Annotated in this window: 15 protein-coding genes; 5 read left to right on the forward strand and 10 right to left on the reverse strand. The window is 47.8% G+C overall.

The annotated features are described in order from the left end of the window. The first annotated feature begins 345 nt into the window (after nucleotides 1-345). Together EAT1B_RS09735 and EAT1B_RS09740 are read left to right on the forward strand one after the other, a co-directional pair. Nucleotides 346-1,671, forward strand: a complete 1,326-nt coding sequence (locus EAT1B_RS09735) for a PepSY domain-containing protein (protein WP_015880403.1) — start codon at nucleotides 346-348, stop codon at nucleotides 1,669-1,671. After that, complete coding sequence (locus tag EAT1B_RS09740; protein ID WP_015880404.1) at nucleotides 1,668-2,105, forward strand: hypothetical protein; 438 nt, start codon at nucleotides 1,668-1,670, stop codon at nucleotides 2,103-2,105. The genes EAT1B_RS09735 and EAT1B_RS09740 overlap by 4 nt, the downstream gene beginning before the upstream one ends. A 26-nt stretch (nucleotides 2,106-2,131) precedes the next feature. On the opposite strand, the gene EAT1B_RS09745 is transcribed toward EAT1B_RS09740, so the two are convergent. Together EAT1B_RS09745 and EAT1B_RS09750 are read right to left on the reverse strand one after the other, a co-directional pair. Beyond that, nucleotides 2,132-2,395, reverse strand: coding sequence for an LlsX family protein (locus EAT1B_RS09745; RefSeq protein ID WP_015880405.1), 264 nt, complete (start codon nucleotides 2,393-2,395; stop codon nucleotides 2,132-2,134). A 65-nt stretch (nucleotides 2,396-2,460) separates the two neighbouring features. Continuing rightward, nucleotides 2,461-3,651 carry a LysM peptidoglycan-binding domain-containing protein gene (locus EAT1B_RS09750; protein ID WP_015880406.1) on the reverse strand — a complete coding sequence of 397 codons (1,191 nt, stop codon included), beginning with the start codon at nucleotides 3,649-3,651 and terminating at the stop codon, nucleotides 2,461-2,463. Nucleotides 3,652-3,916: 265 nt separating this feature from the next. Here EAT1B_RS09750 and EAT1B_RS09755 point away from each other — a divergent pair, with 265 nt between their 5' ends. Continuing rightward, nucleotides 3,917-4,666: a FixH family protein gene (locus EAT1B_RS09755; RefSeq protein WP_015880407.1), complete on the forward strand. Its 750-nt coding sequence runs from the start codon at nucleotides 3,917-3,919 to the stop codon at nucleotides 4,664-4,666. A gap of 31 nt (nucleotides 4,667-4,697) precedes the next feature. Here EAT1B_RS09755 and EAT1B_RS09760 read toward each other — a convergent pair whose 3' ends face one another. The 6 genes from EAT1B_RS09760 to EAT1B_RS09785 form a co-directional block, all read right to left on the reverse strand. Further along, a complete protein-coding gene (locus EAT1B_RS09760) occupies nucleotides 4,698-6,323 on the reverse strand; it encodes an ABC-F family ATP-binding cassette domain-containing protein (RefSeq protein WP_015880408.1) in 1,626 nt (541 codons plus the stop codon). Between the two features lie 165 nt (nucleotides 6,324-6,488). Next, a complete protein-coding gene (locus EAT1B_RS09765) occupies nucleotides 6,489-7,208 on the reverse strand; it encodes a DNA/RNA nuclease SfsA (RefSeq protein ID WP_015880409.1) in 720 nt (239 codons plus the stop codon). Next, complete coding sequence (locus EAT1B_RS09770) at nucleotides 7,195-7,659, reverse strand: SACOL1771 family peroxiredoxin (protein ID WP_041917967.1); 465 nt, start codon at nucleotides 7,657-7,659, stop codon at nucleotides 7,195-7,197. Before EAT1B_RS09770 ends, EAT1B_RS09765 begins: the two co-directional genes overlap by 14 nt. Nucleotides 7,660-7,711: 52 nt before the next feature. Beyond that, complete coding sequence (gene pepT / locus EAT1B_RS09775; protein ID WP_015880411.1) at nucleotides 7,712-8,950, reverse strand: peptidase T; 1,239 nt, start codon at nucleotides 8,948-8,950, stop codon at nucleotides 7,712-7,714. A gap of 97 nt (nucleotides 8,951-9,047) precedes the next feature. Continuing rightward, entirely contained in the window at nucleotides 9,048-9,722 is a 675-nt protein-coding gene (locus EAT1B_RS09780) for an LrgB family protein (RefSeq protein WP_015880412.1), read from the reverse strand. After that, the gene (locus EAT1B_RS09785; RefSeq protein WP_015880413.1) at nucleotides 9,719-10,072 is read right to left on the reverse strand and encodes a CidA/LrgA family protein; all 354 of its coding nucleotides are present in this window, start codon (nucleotides 10,070-10,072) and stop codon (nucleotides 9,719-9,721) included. Before EAT1B_RS09785 ends, EAT1B_RS09780 begins: the two co-directional genes overlap by 4 nt. Nucleotides 10,073-10,221: 149 nt before the next feature. Between EAT1B_RS09785 and EAT1B_RS09790 the strand changes: the two genes are divergently transcribed. Then, nucleotides 10,222-10,959, forward strand: coding sequence for a YwqG family protein (locus tag EAT1B_RS09790; protein WP_015880414.1), 738 nt, complete (start codon nucleotides 10,222-10,224; stop codon nucleotides 10,957-10,959). A 45-nt stretch (nucleotides 10,960-11,004) separates the two neighbouring features. Here the strand turns inward: EAT1B_RS09790 and EAT1B_RS09795 are convergent, their stop codons facing one another. Then, on the reverse strand, nucleotides 11,005-14,157 hold the full coding sequence (locus EAT1B_RS09795) for an efflux RND transporter permease subunit (RefSeq protein WP_015880415.1): 3,153 nt from the start codon (nucleotides 14,155-14,157) through the stop codon (nucleotides 11,005-11,007). Between the two features lie 32 nt (nucleotides 14,158-14,189). Then, the gene (locus EAT1B_RS09800) at nucleotides 14,190-14,756 is read right to left on the reverse strand and encodes a TetR/AcrR family transcriptional regulator (RefSeq protein ID WP_015880416.1); all 567 of its coding nucleotides are present in this window, start codon (nucleotides 14,754-14,756) and stop codon (nucleotides 14,190-14,192) included. Nucleotides 14,757-14,982: 226 nt separating this feature from the next. On the opposite strand from EAT1B_RS09800, the gene EAT1B_RS09805 reads away from it, so the two are divergent. Further along, nucleotides 14,983-16,044: a Fe(3+) ABC transporter substrate-binding protein gene (locus EAT1B_RS09805; protein WP_015880417.1), complete on the forward strand. Its 1,062-nt coding sequence runs from the start codon at nucleotides 14,983-14,985 to the stop codon at nucleotides 16,042-16,044. Nucleotides 16,045-16,177 lie beyond the last annotated feature (133 nt).

The raw sequence follows: 16,177 nt of genomic DNA on the forward strand, positions 1-16,177 counted from the left end.
TCTGCGACACGTCACCAACGGGAAGTCGGAACGGGTTACTTCGATGAAGTCTCGCTCGTCATCTCGGGTGGGCAATCATCTACGACTGCACTGGCTGGATCGACAGAAGCAGAGCAGTTCACAAATTGATCATATTTTGGAGACGCCAACTTGTTGGTGTCTCTTTCTTTATGTGAAAGTATGTGAATCAGTTCAATGAATATGTGAAATAAGGGTGAATCAAAGTTCATTTTCACTTCTCCAATTCGACGAATAGTTGTCACAAATAGTAAGAATAAACCGTTTCCATTCCTTGTATACTCAATCTGTTCACAAGTTGGACACAATGATAAAGGGGGAAGCATCATGCGAGGGGAACGGTTGAACAAACGTAACGCTTGGTATCAAGCGGTTTGGCGTTGGCATTTTTATGCAGGTCTCATATTTGCACCGATTTTCATTATCTTAGCTGTGACAGGAAGCATTTATTTATTTGAACCACAAGTAACGAAGATGCAATACAAAGACATGATGGCGGCATCTTTCACGGAAGAACAGCCGATTGAAGTTCAAAAGGAATCATTCATGGCGAAATATCCGGATGCGATGATCACTTCAATTCGATTGCCGGATGAAGGTGAATCGACTCGAATCGGTTGGATGAACGAAGACGAGATGATGTATACATATATTCATCCGGAAACGACAGAAGTTTTAGGAACACGGTCTGCTGAAGGTAGCATGGATTTATTAGTTGTGATTCATGGCACACTATTAGGTGGTCAGATTGGAAACTGGGTTGTCGAACTCGCAGCGTCTTGGGCAATCATTCTTCTTATTACAGGAACCTTCTTATTTTGGCCGCGCGGAAAGAATCCGATTCGGATGCTTATGCCGGAGCTCGGGAAAGGACGGCAATGGTGGAAACAGATGCACGGTAGCGTCGCCTTATGGTCATCGTTAGGACTCGTCATCATCATTAGTTCAGGGTTGGCGTGGTCATCCGTTTCCGGTGCGATGCTGCAGTGGGTTTCTTCGTCGACAAACACGGGAACGCCGATGTATGCGTATGCATTCGGGGCTAAGCCAGAGTCGACCGTGACGACAAAAGATGTGGCAGAAGACGTACCTTGGGCGACCCAAGCAGATCTCGTTCCAACGTCTTCTCCAGGTACGTTGTTGCCGATTGATTTGAATCAAGTGGTGAACAAGTCCACGATTGAACGACCGTACACGATCTCGCTTCCGGAAGGCGAAACAGGCGTCTATACTATCACATCGGCAGCGGGACATCCATTTAAAGAAGCGACGGTGAACTTAGATCAATACAGTGGTGAAACACTCAGCTCTGTGACATACGCAGATTACGGGGTTCTCGGAAAACTGATTACGGTCGGAATCGCCTTCCATGAAGGTCGCCTCTTCGGTTTGCTTAATCAATTGGTCGGAGTCACGCTTTGTCTAAGTCTCATTTTCGTGGTCATCAGCTCGTTCGTGATGTGGCGTAAACGGAGAATCGGATCGATCGAACAGATGAAGCGGTTTGAGGACGAACGGATCAAACGAATCGTCGGTATTTTGATTCTACTTCTCGGTGTGACATTACCGCTCGCAGGAATCAGTACTCTTGTCGTTCTCCTATTTGATTGGTTGATTGGTCGCCGGAAGTTGAAAGCGGAGGTGGCAGCATGAAACGATTTAAAGCAGTCATTCCTGTCATCCTAGCGACGATTTGGTTAGGCGCGTGTCAACTTCAACCAGTAGAACGGACCATTGATCCGATTGGCATTCAACTGATCGTACCTGAACGTGTAGAAGTTGGCTCGACGACGCTTGCGATGAAAGTATCGAATGATGAACGTGTGACGGAAAGCCATATTCAAGTCACACCTTACGATTCGGAAGAGACCCGGACGTATGAAGTGACAGAAAAGGATGGCTATCTCGTGACGAGCGTGAAGCTCGATCAGGGAATCTACCAAGTGAACGGCATGGTGCATGAAGGGCAAAAAGTGTATACGCCGGCCACGTGGATGATTGTCGGCGACGTACCACAAGATCAAATCGATCAATTGCAGCAACCGATCGTTCACTCACACGACCATGGTGGAGGACACCACCATTAAAAAAGTAACCGTTGCGTATGCAGCGGTTACTTTCGTTTAAGACGTATCCCGAGCTCTCCAATGAGAACGGCAATGCCCATGAATCCGGCACCGAGAATGGCCATCTGATTCTGGTTGGCGACTCCGATTCCGTTCTCAAATTGATAAATCTCACGTGTTAAGAATTGGATCGGCTCACCGGATGTGAGTGCTTGTTCATAACCGAGCCAAATCAAAATCGAGAATGTGGCAATTGAAACCAAAAGTCCGATGAATGCGGTAGTACTGACACGGATTACGGTTCGAGTCATAGCGTTTCCTCTTTTCCTGTTTGTATACGATACGTCACAAGCTGAGGAAAAGATTCACGAGGCAATCATTTCGGAATGGTCAACACTTGTCCGACATAGATGGAGTTGACGTTTGTGATGTTATTGGCGGCTGCGATTTTTGCGACGGTCGTATTGTACATCGTTGCAATCTTGTAGAGTGTGTCGCCCGATTTCACCGTATATTTCACAGTCGTCGTAGGTGGTGTAACGGTCGTAGTTGGAATGATGAGCACTTGTCCGACATAGATGGAGTTGACGTTTGTGATGTTATTGGCGGCTGCGATTTTTGCGACGGTCGTATTGTACATCGTCGCAATCTTGTAGAGTGTGTCGCCCGATTTCACGGTGTATTTCACGGTCGTCGTAGGTGGTGTAACGGTCGTTCCTGGAATGATGAGCACTTGTCCTACATAAATCAAGCTGTAGTTCGTAATGTTGTTGGCGGCAGCAAGCGCCGAGACGGTGACTCCGTATGTCCGTGCGATACTGTACAACGTATCACCTGACTTCACGGTATACGTTTTGTTCGTCGATGTGTTTTGATATGCAAGTAATTGTGAGACCGTGACAAATTTGTACCCTTTTGCTTTGAGTTGTGAAATCATCGTTGGGAGTGCGAGCGGTGTACCCGGGGCTCCGGCTCCGGTATGCATCAAGACGATTGAACCCGGTTTGATGTTAGTCTGAACTTTCGTGTTGATTTGGCTCGCGGTCAACCCTTTCCAGTCAATCGTATCAATGTTCCATTGAATCGTGTATCCGTATCCTGCAGCCCCGACACCGTTCAATACGGTACTATTCACTGCACCAAACGGGGCTCTGAAAATCGGTTTTGTCGTTTTTCCGGTCAACGATTTAATCAAAGCTTCCGTGCGGTCGAGTTCGGATTTCATCTGCGTGGCAGTCAGTTTGGTGAAGTCAGGGTGTGTATAAGAGTGATTTCCGAGTTGATGTCCTTTTGCGGCGATATTTTTAATGTACTGTGGATGGTTATTTGCGCCCGACCCCGTTAAAAAGAAAGTGGCTTTGACATTGTTTTTTGCTAAAATGTCTAAAATCTTGTTCGTGTTCGCCCCGTCTGCCCCGTCATCGAACGTCAATGCGACGACCTTGCTCGTCGTGTTCACGCTCGTGACAAATTTTGAAGCGGCGGCACTGACGGAAATCGATTGTGTGATCACCATCGCCAATAAGATGAACAGTGCCATCGCCCCACGAATGACCTTACGTTTCATCTGAATTCGCCTCCATTCATGATGTAACTCTCTTGATGTTAAGACTTTCCAAATGATTGACCTTGATATATTTTATATACCCCTTTTTAGAAATGATGGACTAAAATTCGGAAATGTACTCAATAAATTTTGATTCAACTATATGTGTGAAATTTGTGAGAATGTATCGTGGGATATATCACAGAATGCTCACACTCTTTTTGGAAAGAGATGGTATCATGAACAATGTGTGAAAGATGTAAGCGATTTATAAGGAGGACTTATGATGAAAAAGATGATGACACGGTTTGGGGTCGTGTTTGGACTCATCGGGTTATTCGTACTCGGTGCGTGTGGTACGGAGAAAGAAGCGGAGAGCGCGGCTGTTCCACAGTCAATGGAACCGGTCGAGGCAGAGTTGACGGTAGAGGCAACGGCTGAAAAGGGAGAGGCGGTACCTTTATCAGTAACAGTCACGCAAGATGGTCAACCTGTAGACGATGCGGATGAAATCAAGTTCGAGGTATGGAAGAATGGTGCGAAGGAAGAAAGTGAGATGATCAAGGCATCACTCACGAAAGACGGTATCTATGAAGCGGAGACGACGTTCGCGGAAGAAGCGGTCTATACGGTTCAGGTTCACGTGACAGCGCGTTCGATGCACACCATGCCGACGACAAACGTGACGGTTGGACATCCAGAAACGGCTGCTGAAGCAGAAGAAGAGAGTGAGCATCATCACCACGCTGGAGCGGATATCACGCTTGACCCGAAAGAGGCGACAGCAGGGGAAGAACAACCATTCATGGTACACGTCATGATTGAAGACGAGATGCTCGCTGGAGCGGACGTACAGCTCGAAATCTTCCAAGATGGGGCAGAGAAGCATGAATGGGTGAAGTTGGAGGAAGCAGATGCTGGGATGTATAAAGGTGCACACACTTTTGCTGAATCAGGCGCATACAACGTTCAAGTCCATGTCACGAAAGGTCATGACATTCATGAGCACGTGATGGAAACGGTAAACGTTAAATAAAAAATCGGCTCGCGTTTGAGCCGATTTTTTATTATGCATTTTGGTAAAGGGATTCAACTTGTTGTTGAAGCGCCTCGTTCTCCAAGTACTCATCGTATGTTGCTTCTTTATCCACGATGCCATTCGGTGTCACTTCAATGATGCGTGTCGCAATCGTCGAGATGAGCTGATGGTCATGTGAGCTGAAGAGGAGTACGCCTTTGAACGACTCGAGACCGTTGTTGAGTGCCGTGATTGATTCGAGGTCCAAGTGGTTCGTCGGATCGTCGAGGACGAGCACGTTCGAATTTGAAAGCATCATCTTCGAGAGCATGCAGCGTACTTTTTCTCCTCCTGAGAGGACAGACGCCTTCTTCATGACTTCTTCACCTGAGAAGAGCATGCGGCCAAGGAATCCACGAAGGAACGTGTCTGACTCATCGGCAGGTGAGAACTGGCGCAACCAGTCGAGGATGCTCTTTTCTGAGCCCTCGAAGTACTCCGAATTGTCTTTCGGGAAGTATGACTGAGTTGTCGTGACGCCCCATTTGACTGATCCTGTGTCTGGCTCCATCTCACCCATGAGAATTTTGAAGAGTGTCGTGATGGCAACGTCCGAACGACCGACGAATGCGACTTTGTCCGTCTTGTTGAGTGAGAACGTGACGTTGTCGAGTACTTTTACACCATCGATTGTCTTCGATACGTTATCGACATAGAGAACATCGTTTCCGATCTCGCGCTCCATCGTGAATCCGACGAACGGATAACGACGTGACGACGGACGGATGTCATCAAGTGTGATCTTATCGAGCAACTTCTTACGAGACGTCGCTTGACGTGCTTTCGATGCGTTCGAGCTGAAACGTGCGATGAAGTTTTGAAGCTCTTTGATTTTCTCTTCTTTCTTCTTGTTCTGGTCTGCCGCCATACGTGTAGCGAGTTGGCTAGACTCATACCAGAAGTCGTAGTTCCCAACATACAATTGGATTTTTCCAAAGTCGAGGTCGGCCATGTGCGTACAGACTTTGTTCAAGAAGTGACGGTCGTGGGAAACGACGATGACTGTGTTTTCAAAGTTGATTAAGAATTCTTCTAACCATTGAATCGCTTTTAGGTCAAGTCCGTTGGTCGGCTCGTCTAAGAGGAGGATATCTGGCTTACCGAAGAGCGCTTGGGCAAGAAGGACTTTGACTTTCTCCCCACCTGTGAGTTCGCTCATTTGTTTCTGGTGGAGCGCTTCAGAGATTCCGAGACCTTGAAGGACCATCGACGCTTCTGACTCGGCTTCCCAACCGTTCAACTCAGCGAATTCACCTTCGAGTTCAGCTGCGCGCATGCCGTCTTCATCTGAGAAGTCTTCTTTCATATAGATGGCGTCTTTTTCCTTCATTACTTTGTAGAGACGCTCGTGACCCATAATGACGGTCTCGAGAACCGCACTGTCTTCATACGCGTAGTGGTCCTGCTTGAGGACAGCGAGACGTTCGCCTGGTGTGATGCTGACATCACCAGTCGTCGTATCTTGCTCACCTGATAAAATCTTTAAGAATGTCGATTTACCGGCACCGTTCGCACCGATCAATCCGTAACAGTTGCCTGGCGTGAACTTGATGTTCACCTCTTCGAACAACTTGCGACCGCCAAATTGTAGGCTGACGTTATTTACTGTAATCATGTATGGTATCCCTCGTTTTTCTGATTAGTTTACGACGTGTATTGTATCACGTTTTTGAAAATCGCGCAGTCGCGTAAAAAGTGGAAGTGAAAAATGACTCTATTCGGTAATTCCCAACATATCATATGTTTAGTAAAAACATAACGTCTCACTTAATACATTTGGTTACTTGAAGTGAGACGTTGTGTCAAAGCAACGAAGTAAACGAATTCCTTCAGGGGAAATAGTGCAGTTCAGTTGCCATATTTCTAATCCGGAAGGTATCGCATCGTTAATCAATTGACGAATTAGATGGTCTTGTTTTCGGTTGGAATTACCGGTATAAATTGGTGCGTCATATAAAAAAACATATAAGAGGACTGCTCTTCCGGTTTGGGGTAGAGTGGAAATCAGAGCGTGGAGATGACGAATCAACCGTTCTGTCTCGATGGGTCGTTTCAATCGTCTACGTTTAAAGTGTGGGAGAGGAATAGTGAGTAGTTCGCTGAGCGGAGCCTTCACTTCCATGAAGATTCCATCAATCTGAAAATCGATCCGTGCACCTTCAATTACTATTTCACGTTTGATTCCCCTCGGGGTTGAGAAAGCATCAAGCTGGTTCTCGAGTAAGAAAGCTTCAACATAGTCGTTTACACGACCTTGATTGATTCCAATCCATTGTTCACCATCGACTGAAATGGCTTCGACTGTAAAGTGGGTTTTACGATTCGAGTCATAGGTTTCTGAGACGAGGCAGGGGATGTTTTCAAATATAATATCTCCAATCCTTCCTGTTACAGGACAATGGCAAGGCGCGAGCAAATCATCAACGAGTACGTCCATGACAAAGCGATTACGTCTGTTTACAATTATCGCTTTTTTCAAAGGTTCTTCAAATAAAATCATTGCCACTTTTACGTGAAATGACGGTATTCAACTCAAATGCTACATTTCCTGCGAGTGCGCGTGAAATCATACATTGATCTTTCGCTTTTTTCGCGATGCGCTCGACAAGCGTGATGTCTCGGTCGGTCATCTCTGTAGGTACATGAATCGTTGTCGCATAGCGAATTGTCTCGTAAGTGAAGATGCCGTTTGTCACATCGACGATGCCCTCTGCATCAATCGTGATGCCACGGTGAGTCAAATCACTTCGCCCGAGTACGGCTGCGAGGGTGATGATATAACACGTTGCCGCTGCCCCGAGTAACATCTCATCCGGATTCGTGCCAACTCCAGGACCGTCCATCTCTGGCGGAATTGAAATCTGTGTCTTTAATCGCTCGGCCTCGAGGGTGCCGACGTCATTTCGTCCGCCCTCCCAGCCGAGGTTCATGCTAAATGTATGTTTCATCAAAAATCGCCTCCAATGTCTCTAGTGTAAAAGAGAACGATTGGAGGCGCATGTGTTATGCTTGTGCACGTTTCGCGAATGTGCGAAGTGTTTCGATGATGACTGTTGTCGCTTTTTCCATGTTATTCACAGAGACATATTCGAACTTCCCGTGATAGTTCTCCCCACCCGTGAAGATGTTCGGCGTCGGGAGTCCCATGTAAGAAAGTTGCGAACCGTCTGTCCCACCACGAATCGGCTCGATCTTCGGTTCGATGCCAAGACCACGCATGACATCAGCGACGGTATCCACGATGTGTTTGACCGGCTCGATTTTCTCAGCCATGTTGTAATACTGGTCTTCCATCTGGAGTTCAATCCGTTCTTCCCCGTATTTTTGTTTCCATTCGAGGACAAGTTTCTCCATCAACGCTTTACGCGCTTCGAACTTCTGTTTGTCGTGATCGCGGATGATGTATTGAAGCGTCGTCTTCTCGACGTCCCCATTGAAGCCGTTCAAGTGGAAGAATCCTTCGTAGTTGCTCGTCCGTTCCGGTGCCTCATCAGCAGGCAAACGGTTTTGGAACGCCATCGCGAGCTTCATCGAGTTCACCATCTTGTTTTTGGCGCTACCTGGGTGCACGTTCGTCCCGTGGAAGGTGACGGTCGCACCGGCCGCGTTAAAGCTCTCATACTGCAACTCTCCGAGTGGACCGCCATCCATCGTATAAGCGAAGTCTGCGTTAAAACGGGCGACATCGAATTTATGTGGTCCACGTCCGATTTCTTCATCCGGTGTGAAGGCGATGCGGACCGGCCCGTGTGGAATCTCGGGGTGAGCCAATAAGTATTCGATCGCTGTGACGATTTCGGCGATTCCCGCTTTATCGTCCGCGCCGAGGAGTGTCGTCCCGTCCGTTGTCATGAGCGTATGCCCGACATACCCGTCCAGTTCCGGGAAGTCTTTTGGTGATAAAACGACATTCAATGACTCGTTCAAGACGATGTCGCCACCTTCATAATGCTCAACGAGTTGTGGGGAGACGTTCGTTCCTGTGAAATCGGTCGCCGTATCGACGTGGGCAAGGAAGCCGATTGTCGGGACGTCATAATCGACGTTACTTGGAAGTGTGGCGAATAGATAGCCGTATTCATCCGTCTCGACGTCTGTCAGTCCGAGTTCTTTTAATTCTTTCTCCAAATGACGAATCAAATCCCATTGTTTGGCCGTCGATGGTGTTGTCGTACTCGTGAAGTCAGACTGTGTATCAATCTTCGCGTACGTCATTAAGCGTTCAATTAATTTTGCTTGCATGGATTGCCCTCCTCTAATAAGTTTCATCTTCATTAGTTTATCACGCGCAATCGAAGTCGAAACAAAAAAGTCGCGCCCATCGATGGACGCGACCTGTTCAAAAGAGGAACGGATATAGAATCGGCAAGATAAACGAGGTGAAGATGGCCGTTAATCCCATCGCGGCACCACCTGTTGCGCCGGACAACGGATGTTCCGTTGCCGCCTGAGCGGTCCCAATCCCGTGACTGATTGTGCCTAGTGTGAGTCCACGCGTGAACGGGTCGTCCATACGAATCCACGTCAATAAGACCGGTCCGAGCATCGCCCCTAAAATACCGCAGGCAACGGCGATCGAGGCCGCAAGTGTTGCATCCCCTTCTAGTTGTCGAGCCAATTCAAGGGCAATCGGGGACGTCGCCGATTTGACCGATAGTGCAATCAATACGTTTTCGGTGAACGAAAATAACTTGCCGAAAAGTACAGCCACAAAGATTGTGGAAAGTGACCCGATGACAATCGCGCTCAGTGCTCGCTTTGCACGTGCGAGTAATACGGGTAAGTTGCGATAGAGCGGTAACCCGAGGGCGACAGTCGCCGGACCGAGTAAGATGGTGATGAGATCGGTAGCCGGTTCATACGCATCATAGGACTGTCCTGTCACGAGTAACAAGAGAATCAGAATCGCTGTACTTAAGAAGACGACATTGGTGAACGGAGATGCCCACTTCATGGAAAGTCGACGACTGAGCGAATACACGAGAATCGTCAATCCGATCCAAACGTATGTCATGATGTCTCACCTTCTTTCCCGGAAACAAACGCCGTCACGACCATACCGATCGCCATGCTGGCGAGTAACGTGATAAGGAGCGGGATACCGGCAGCTTTTAACAAAGTGCCGTACGCCATAAGGCCGACGGCAATGGGGATGAAGAAGAAGGCGAGATGCTTCGTCAAATATCCAGCACTGTCCTCAATCCATTCCACCCGAATGACTTTTGTTACTAAGAGAATGAGCAACAGTACCATGCCGATGACGCTGCCCGGTACTTTCCAAGCGAACGTTTCGACCATCCAATTGCCGAGTGTGCTCAGTCCGAATAAAAGAGCGAGCCCAATCATCCATTTTAATAATTTCATATACATGACTTCCTTTCACGTCATTCAAAACGTATGAATCTTCTCAAATTCAACGAGAGAGGTCAAGAAAAGGGTACAACAAAAAAGACAAGGGGTACATACGTTCGGCATGATATACTACATCTATCATAAACAAGCGGGGTGTCGAGATGGAACTAAAAACGATTGAGCAATTTATTCAAGAGCATGGATTAGAAAACGGTGAAGACATTTTACGTGCGTTCACGAAGCGGGTCAATTTGACGCTTGTACCACGAACCACACGAGAAGAAGTTCAAATCGGCCATTCAAAATTCGGTGGGCATCCTGATTTGTCACATGCTGACTTGCACCCTGGGGAGAATATGACGTTTTTAGCCCAGTTTCGTTTAAATGATTTAGCTGAGTTTGAATCCGTGGATGCACTCCCAAAAGAAGGTTTGTTGTCTTTCTTCTATGACTTGGAAGAACAACCTTGGGGAGATGAGGACGAGCGTCATCTTTGGCGTGTCTTGTATACGGAAGAAACGCAACTTGAGCGAGTGCGGGTTGGAGAAGCATTGAATGAACGTGCCGTTTCCTTTAAAGAAAGCTATGCAGAGAATGAATACAGTTTATATGAGCTGCTCGACGAAGAGATGTACGATCGGTTACTCGAACGATTCGAACAAGAAGAACTTCATGCAATCGGTGGACATCCGAGTGAAGTACAAGGTGATGTTTTTGAAGAGATACAAGAAACATATGGGGAACGATTCGATCATCCTTTCCTATTGTTTCAAATGGACACGTCTGAGGAGTTAGACGTCATGTTCGGGGATTCGGGTATTCTTTATTTTCTCATTCCGGAAGATGCTCTCCGTGCCAAACGGTTTGGAGAAACCGAAATCATTATGCAGTGTTATTGAACGCAAAAAAAGGGAGCCGACTCGAATGAGTCGACTCTCTTTTGATTACGCTTGTTTTTTCTTACGGAATCGTGCGAAGAACTCATAGACGATTGGTACGATGAGCAACGTGAGGAGCGTCGAACTTGTAAGTCCGCCGATCACGGTGACGCCGAGACCTTTCGAGATGAGTGCCCCACCCTCGAGACCGAGTGCGAGCGGTGCGAGTGCACCGATTGTCGCGAGTGCGGTCATCAAGATTGGGCGAAGGCGTGTGCCCGCTGCCTCAAGTAACGCTTCACGTGTTGATAAACCAGCTTCTTCTTTATGAATGACGCGGTCAATCAAAACGATGGCGTTCGTGACGACAATCCCGATCAACATGAGTGCCCCGATCAAGGCAGAAACCGAAATCGTTTCACCCGTGATGAGGAGGGCGACAAGTCCCCCGATGATCGCATACGGTAGTGAGAACAACACGACGAATGGCGTGAGTGCCCCACCGAATGTGATGACGAGCACCAAGTAGACGATGGCGATTGCGGCGAGCATCGCAAGACCGAGCTGAGTGAACGATTCTTGAATCTGTTCCGTTACACCGCCGACATCATACGAGACGCCAGAAGGGAGCTCGATGTCCGATACGCGTTCTTCAATCGCAGCAGACGCTTCTGTCGCTTTATCTGTGCTGAGTTCAACACTTACTTGCGCAAGCAGTTTTCCGTCGCGCTCGACGAGTGTGTCCGGTGTTGTGCCTTCTTCGATTTCAATGAAGTCTGAAATCGGGCGTGGTCCGAACGGTGTCGTGATTTCTTGTGCTTGCAGGTCATCGACACTGTCATACGTCACTTGCTCGTTCGGGATGACGACGTCTAACTGTTTGTCATCCACTGTGACACTTGTAAGTGGACTTTCTGGTGCCTGGAACTGACTGATGACTTGCGCGATTTGACCTGCCGACACACCGGCTTCTGCAGCGGCCTGTTGGTCGACGTTGAACGTGTATTGTACATAGGACTCACGTAAGTCAGATGTCGCTTGACGGACATAATCCGTTTCCTCTTCAATCGTTTCGATGAAAGTCGGCACGATGGCTTCTAGATCTTCAAGGGAGTTGGCATAGACGTTGTATGTGACACCGCTCGTTGCGCCGCCACCTGAGAAGTCTTGTTCTTTCCATTCCCCGTTCGAAGCGAGTTCGTTCAACTTCTCGATATCAGCTAACTTCACATCCGCGAAGTCTTCTGTATCTGGATCATATTGAACGATGAAGATTCCTTGTTTGTTGTTTCCGGGGTTCAGCGGGTTCTCTCCACCGACCGTGAACTGAACATCGGTTGCGTTCGGTTGTTCTTCCATGAAGTATTCTTCTGCCACTTCTGCTGCGGCAATCGAATCTTCAAGTGTTTGACCAGGTTCTGGGTCGAACGTGACGAACAACGTCTTCTCCGAATCCTGATTCAAGAAGTTGACCCCAATCGCTGGGACAAGGGCAAAGCTACCAATCAATAGGGCAGTCGCGAGACCGAACACGACGAGTTTATGGTTCAGTGACCAGTTCAAGACGCCACGATACCATTCCGCGAGCTTGCCTGGACCTTCTTCTGGCTTCAACTTGTCGCGGTTTTTAAAGAACGAGTCGGCCATCATTGGTACGACCGTGATTGCCACGAGTAACGAAGCGAGTAATGCGAAGACGACCGTCAATGCGAACGGCAAGAACAGTTCACCGACAAAACCAGTGACAAATCCAAGCGGCAAGAATACTGCAATCGTGACGATGGTCGACGAGGCGATCGGGATGAATACTTCTTTTGTTGCCGCGATAATCAACTCTTTACCGCGAAGTGGTTCGTTCGAACGCGTGAGTCGACGGTAAATGTTCTCGATGACGACGATGGAGTCATCGACGACGCGCCCAATCGCAACGGTCATCGCACCGAGCGTCATGATGTTCAACGTGATATCCAACTGCTTCAAGACGATGAGTGCCATGAGAAGCGACAACGGGATCGAGATGACGGCGATGATCGTCGATCGGAAGTTACGTAAGAACACTAAGATGATGAGGATAGCGAACAACCCACCAAGTAATGCTTTAGACAACATGGTTTCGACCGACTCTTCAATCGGTTGTCCTTGGTCGAGTGTGATTGATACATTCGCCGTATCGTTTTCAGCTTCGAAGTCATTCAATACTTCTTTGACGGCGTTGACGACATCGACCGTGTTCGCATCTTGTGTCTTCGTCACTTGTACGCCGATTGAACGTTCACCGTTCGAGCGAGAAATCGATTCTTCGATTCCTTTGTCCTCGATTGTCGCAAGTTCACTCAACGCGACAGTCGGAACCGTCGTCGGAACGTTCGGTGGTAATGCCGATGGTGTTTCCGTCGGGACCTCTGTTGGCACGTCTGGCGTTTGACTAGGTGGCAATTCAGTCGGGGCAGACGGTGTCGTCGGCGTTGATTGTGCTGGTGAGTAAGGGATTTGGATGTCGCGGAACGCTTCGAGCGTCTCCGACTTGCCGTCGATGACGACCGCTTGCTCCGTATCACCTAATTCATATAACCCGAGCGCAATTCGAGCGTCATTCGCTTGAATCAATTGTTTGACCGTATCTTCTGTCAAATTGTATTCTGCGAGCGCTTCTTGGTCGAATTGAAGTTCGACGCGGCGAATCTCTTGTCCGGCAATTTGGACGGTTTGCGCACCTTCCACTCCTTCAAGAGCAGGCTGCACTTCTTCCTCGACGAGTTTTGTCAATTCGGCCAAATCAAGACTCTCATCCGAGATGGCAGCCCCGATTACCGGGAAAGCGTCGAAACTGAGACGCGACACTTGTGGTTCTTGTGCCGATTCAGGTAGTTCGACGTTACTTAACGCATCTTTGACTTGTTGTTCCGCTTCATCCATATCGGTACTGAAATCATAATCGATTTGGATGTTCGAAGCGTTTTGGAATGACGAAGAACGAACTTGTTCCACACCATTTAAATTCTGAAGACGATCTTCTAACACGGTGCTGACTTCTTCGAGCACTTGCTCAGGGGATGCACCTGGATAAATGGTTGTGACCGAGACGGTCGGAGTCGTAATGTCCGGTAACGTCTCGAGCTTCATCGTCAGACCGGCGAAAAGACCGGCGGCCGTCAAGATGATCGTCATCAACCAAACCGCAAACTTGTTGTTGACGGAGAAGGACGTGATTTTCTGCATGGGTTTTTAATCTCCTCTATTATTATGTTGTTTTATGACTCACGATCGATGTCGTGGGCTCGTTCAATCAAGCGTGCGATAATCGCTTGTTTGAGTTCGGTAGGGGGAACACCGACACCGAAGTGTTCGGACATCATCATACCTTCGAGTGCATAACGAATGATCATCGTTTCCACCGGATCAGCCGTTTGTTGGAACTGTGCGAAGAACGTATCTAAATCATGTTTCCAACGATTGGCGTACTCTTGGTCGACTTCGAACAACGTGAGAAATGCAATCATCTTCTCGACGTCGATTTGGATGGCAGCACGCTCAGGATGCAACTTCGTTTCATCAAATAGACGAACGAATGCCTCGACAGGTCCATGGCCTTCATCTTGCAATGAAGCATATAGCTCGTTTTGTTCTTGTTGTAATCGTTCGACCATCGCCGTCATCAACGCTTCTTTTGAAGGATAATGATAAAGAAGTCCCCCTTTAGATACACCCGCAGTCTTGGCGACTTCATCTAAGGTAAGTTGATGCACGCCGTGGTTCATGATGATGTCGGTTGCCGCATCCAACAGCTTTTGCTTTGTAACGTTCGATCGGTTTGACATATCTTCACCTCTTTCTGTACCGACCAGACGGTTTGTTTGATTTTACTATATCGTTCGTATTCTTTTAAAGTCAAGAAATGATGTCCTCAAAACTGTCACCAAGTACACATTTAGTGTGATAGCGATTGCAGAAAAGTCTTGACGTGAGAATGATTATCAGTGATGATAGGTACTGAGAGTAATTATCATTACCAGAGAGAAATAACCGAACGTGGGGGAATGACAGATGAACAAAAAATATGCAGCTTTAGGAATTTCAGCAGCGTTAACGACATCGCTCCTTGCCGCTTGTGCAAGCACAGATGAGACAACTTCAAATGAAGGCTCAGACGATTCGAACGTCGTCAATGTTTACTCGAGTCGCCACTACGATGTCGATCAACAATTATACAAGCAGTTTGAAGAAGAAACAGGCATCAAAGTCAACGTGGTGGAAGGAAAGAGTGACGAACTTCTCGAGCGTTTGAACACGGAAGGCGAAAACACAGAAGCAGACCTCTTCATCACAGCAGATGCCGGAAACTTGTATCAGGCAAAAGAAGCAGGACATCTTCAAGCGGTCGATAGCGATGAGCTTGAGTCAAACATTCCTGAAAAATATCGTGACACGGACAACGAATGGTTCGGTTTGACGAAACGTGCGCGTGTCATCGTCTACTCAAAAGATCGCGTGAAACCAGAAGATTTGTCGACGTATGAAGCGTTGACAGAAGAACAGTGGAACGGCAAAGTACTCGTCCGTCCATCTGAAAACATGTACAACATCTCACTCCTCGCATCGTTCATCGAAGTGAACGGGGTCGATGAAGCGAAAGAGTGGGCGAAGGGCTTAGTGAACAACATGGCACGCGACCCACAAGGGAACGACCGTGACCAAGCGAAAGCGGTCGTCGCCGGTGAAGGGGACGTGGCCATCATGAACACGTACTACATGGGGCTCATGTTGAATTCTGAAGACGAAGAAGAGAAGAAAGTCGCTGAACAGCTCGGTGTCTTCTTCCCGAACCAAGATACAACAGGCACACACGTGAACATTTCGGGTATCGCGATGACGAAAGCATCGAAGAATACAGAAAACGCTCAAAAATTGATGGAGTTCATGTCAGAACCGTCAGCACAAGAAAAGTTTGCGAGTGTGAACTACGAATATCCAGTCAACGAGTCGGTTGAGCCGAACGAACTTCTTCAATCATGGGGCGAGTTCAAAGAGCAAGACATCAACCTCTCTGCACTTGGTGAAAACCAACAAGAAGCAATCCGCATCTTTAACGAAGTGGGTTGGAAGTAAGATGACTTCGGCTTGAACGAGAGTTCAGGCCGGAGATTTTTGCGTTCTTCACACCCTAAGCGCTACACGGGATGCACAGAAACTGATATGATGGGACAGGAATTGATAGTTTACAGAACGGGAGCGGTACGAC

The sequence above is a fragment of the Exiguobacterium sp. AT1b genome (assembly GCF_000023045.1).
In the GTDB taxonomy this organism is placed as follows: Bacteria; Bacillota; Bacilli; order Exiguobacteriales; family Exiguobacteriaceae; genus Exiguobacterium.

Coding starts and splice junctions, on each gene's coding strand:
- EAT1B_RS09795 (WP_015880415.1), bottom strand. CDS start 14,157: ATGCAGAAAATCACGTCCTTCTCCGTCAACAACAAGTTTGCGGTTTGG.
- EAT1B_RS09785 (WP_015880413.1), bottom strand. CDS start 10,072: ATGAAATTATTAAAATGGATGATTGGGCTCGCTCTTTTATTCGGACTG.
- EAT1B_RS09740 (WP_015880404.1), top strand. CDS start 1,668: ATGAAACGATTTAAAGCAGTCATTCCTGTCATCCTAGCGACGATTTGG.
- EAT1B_RS09760 (WP_015880408.1), bottom strand. CDS start 6,323: ATGATTACAGTAAATAACGTCAGCCTACAATTTGGCGGTCGCAAGTTG.
- EAT1B_RS09745 (WP_015880405.1), bottom strand. CDS start 2,395: ATGACTCGAACCGTAATCCGTGTCAGTACTACCGCATTCATCGGACTT.
- pepT (WP_015880411.1), bottom strand. CDS start 8,950: ATGCAAGCAAAATTAATTGAACGCTTAATGACGTACGCGAAGATTGAT.
- EAT1B_RS09780 (WP_015880412.1), bottom strand. CDS start 9,722: ATGACATACGTTTGGATCGGATTGACGATTCTCGTGTATTCGCTCAGT.
- EAT1B_RS09755 (WP_015880407.1), top strand. CDS start 3,917: ATGAAAAAGATGATGACACGGTTTGGGGTCGTGTTTGGACTCATCGGG.
- EAT1B_RS09790 (WP_015880414.1), top strand. CDS start 10,222: ATGGAACTAAAAACGATTGAGCAATTTATTCAAGAGCATGGATTAGAA.
- EAT1B_RS09750 (WP_015880406.1), bottom strand. CDS start 3,651: ATGAAACGTAAGGTCATTCGTGGGGCGATGGCACTGTTCATCTTATTG.
- EAT1B_RS09805 (WP_015880417.1), top strand. CDS start 14,983: ATGAACAAAAAATATGCAGCTTTAGGAATTTCAGCAGCGTTAACGACA.
- EAT1B_RS09735 (WP_015880403.1), top strand. CDS start 346: ATGCGAGGGGAACGGTTGAACAAACGTAACGCTTGGTATCAAGCGGTT.
- EAT1B_RS09800 (WP_015880416.1), bottom strand. CDS start 14,756: ATGTCAAACCGATCGAACGTTACAAAGCAAAAGCTGTTGGATGCGGCA.
- EAT1B_RS09765 (WP_015880409.1), bottom strand. CDS start 7,208: ATGATTTTATTTGAAGAACCTTTGAAAAAAGCGATAATTGTAAACAGA.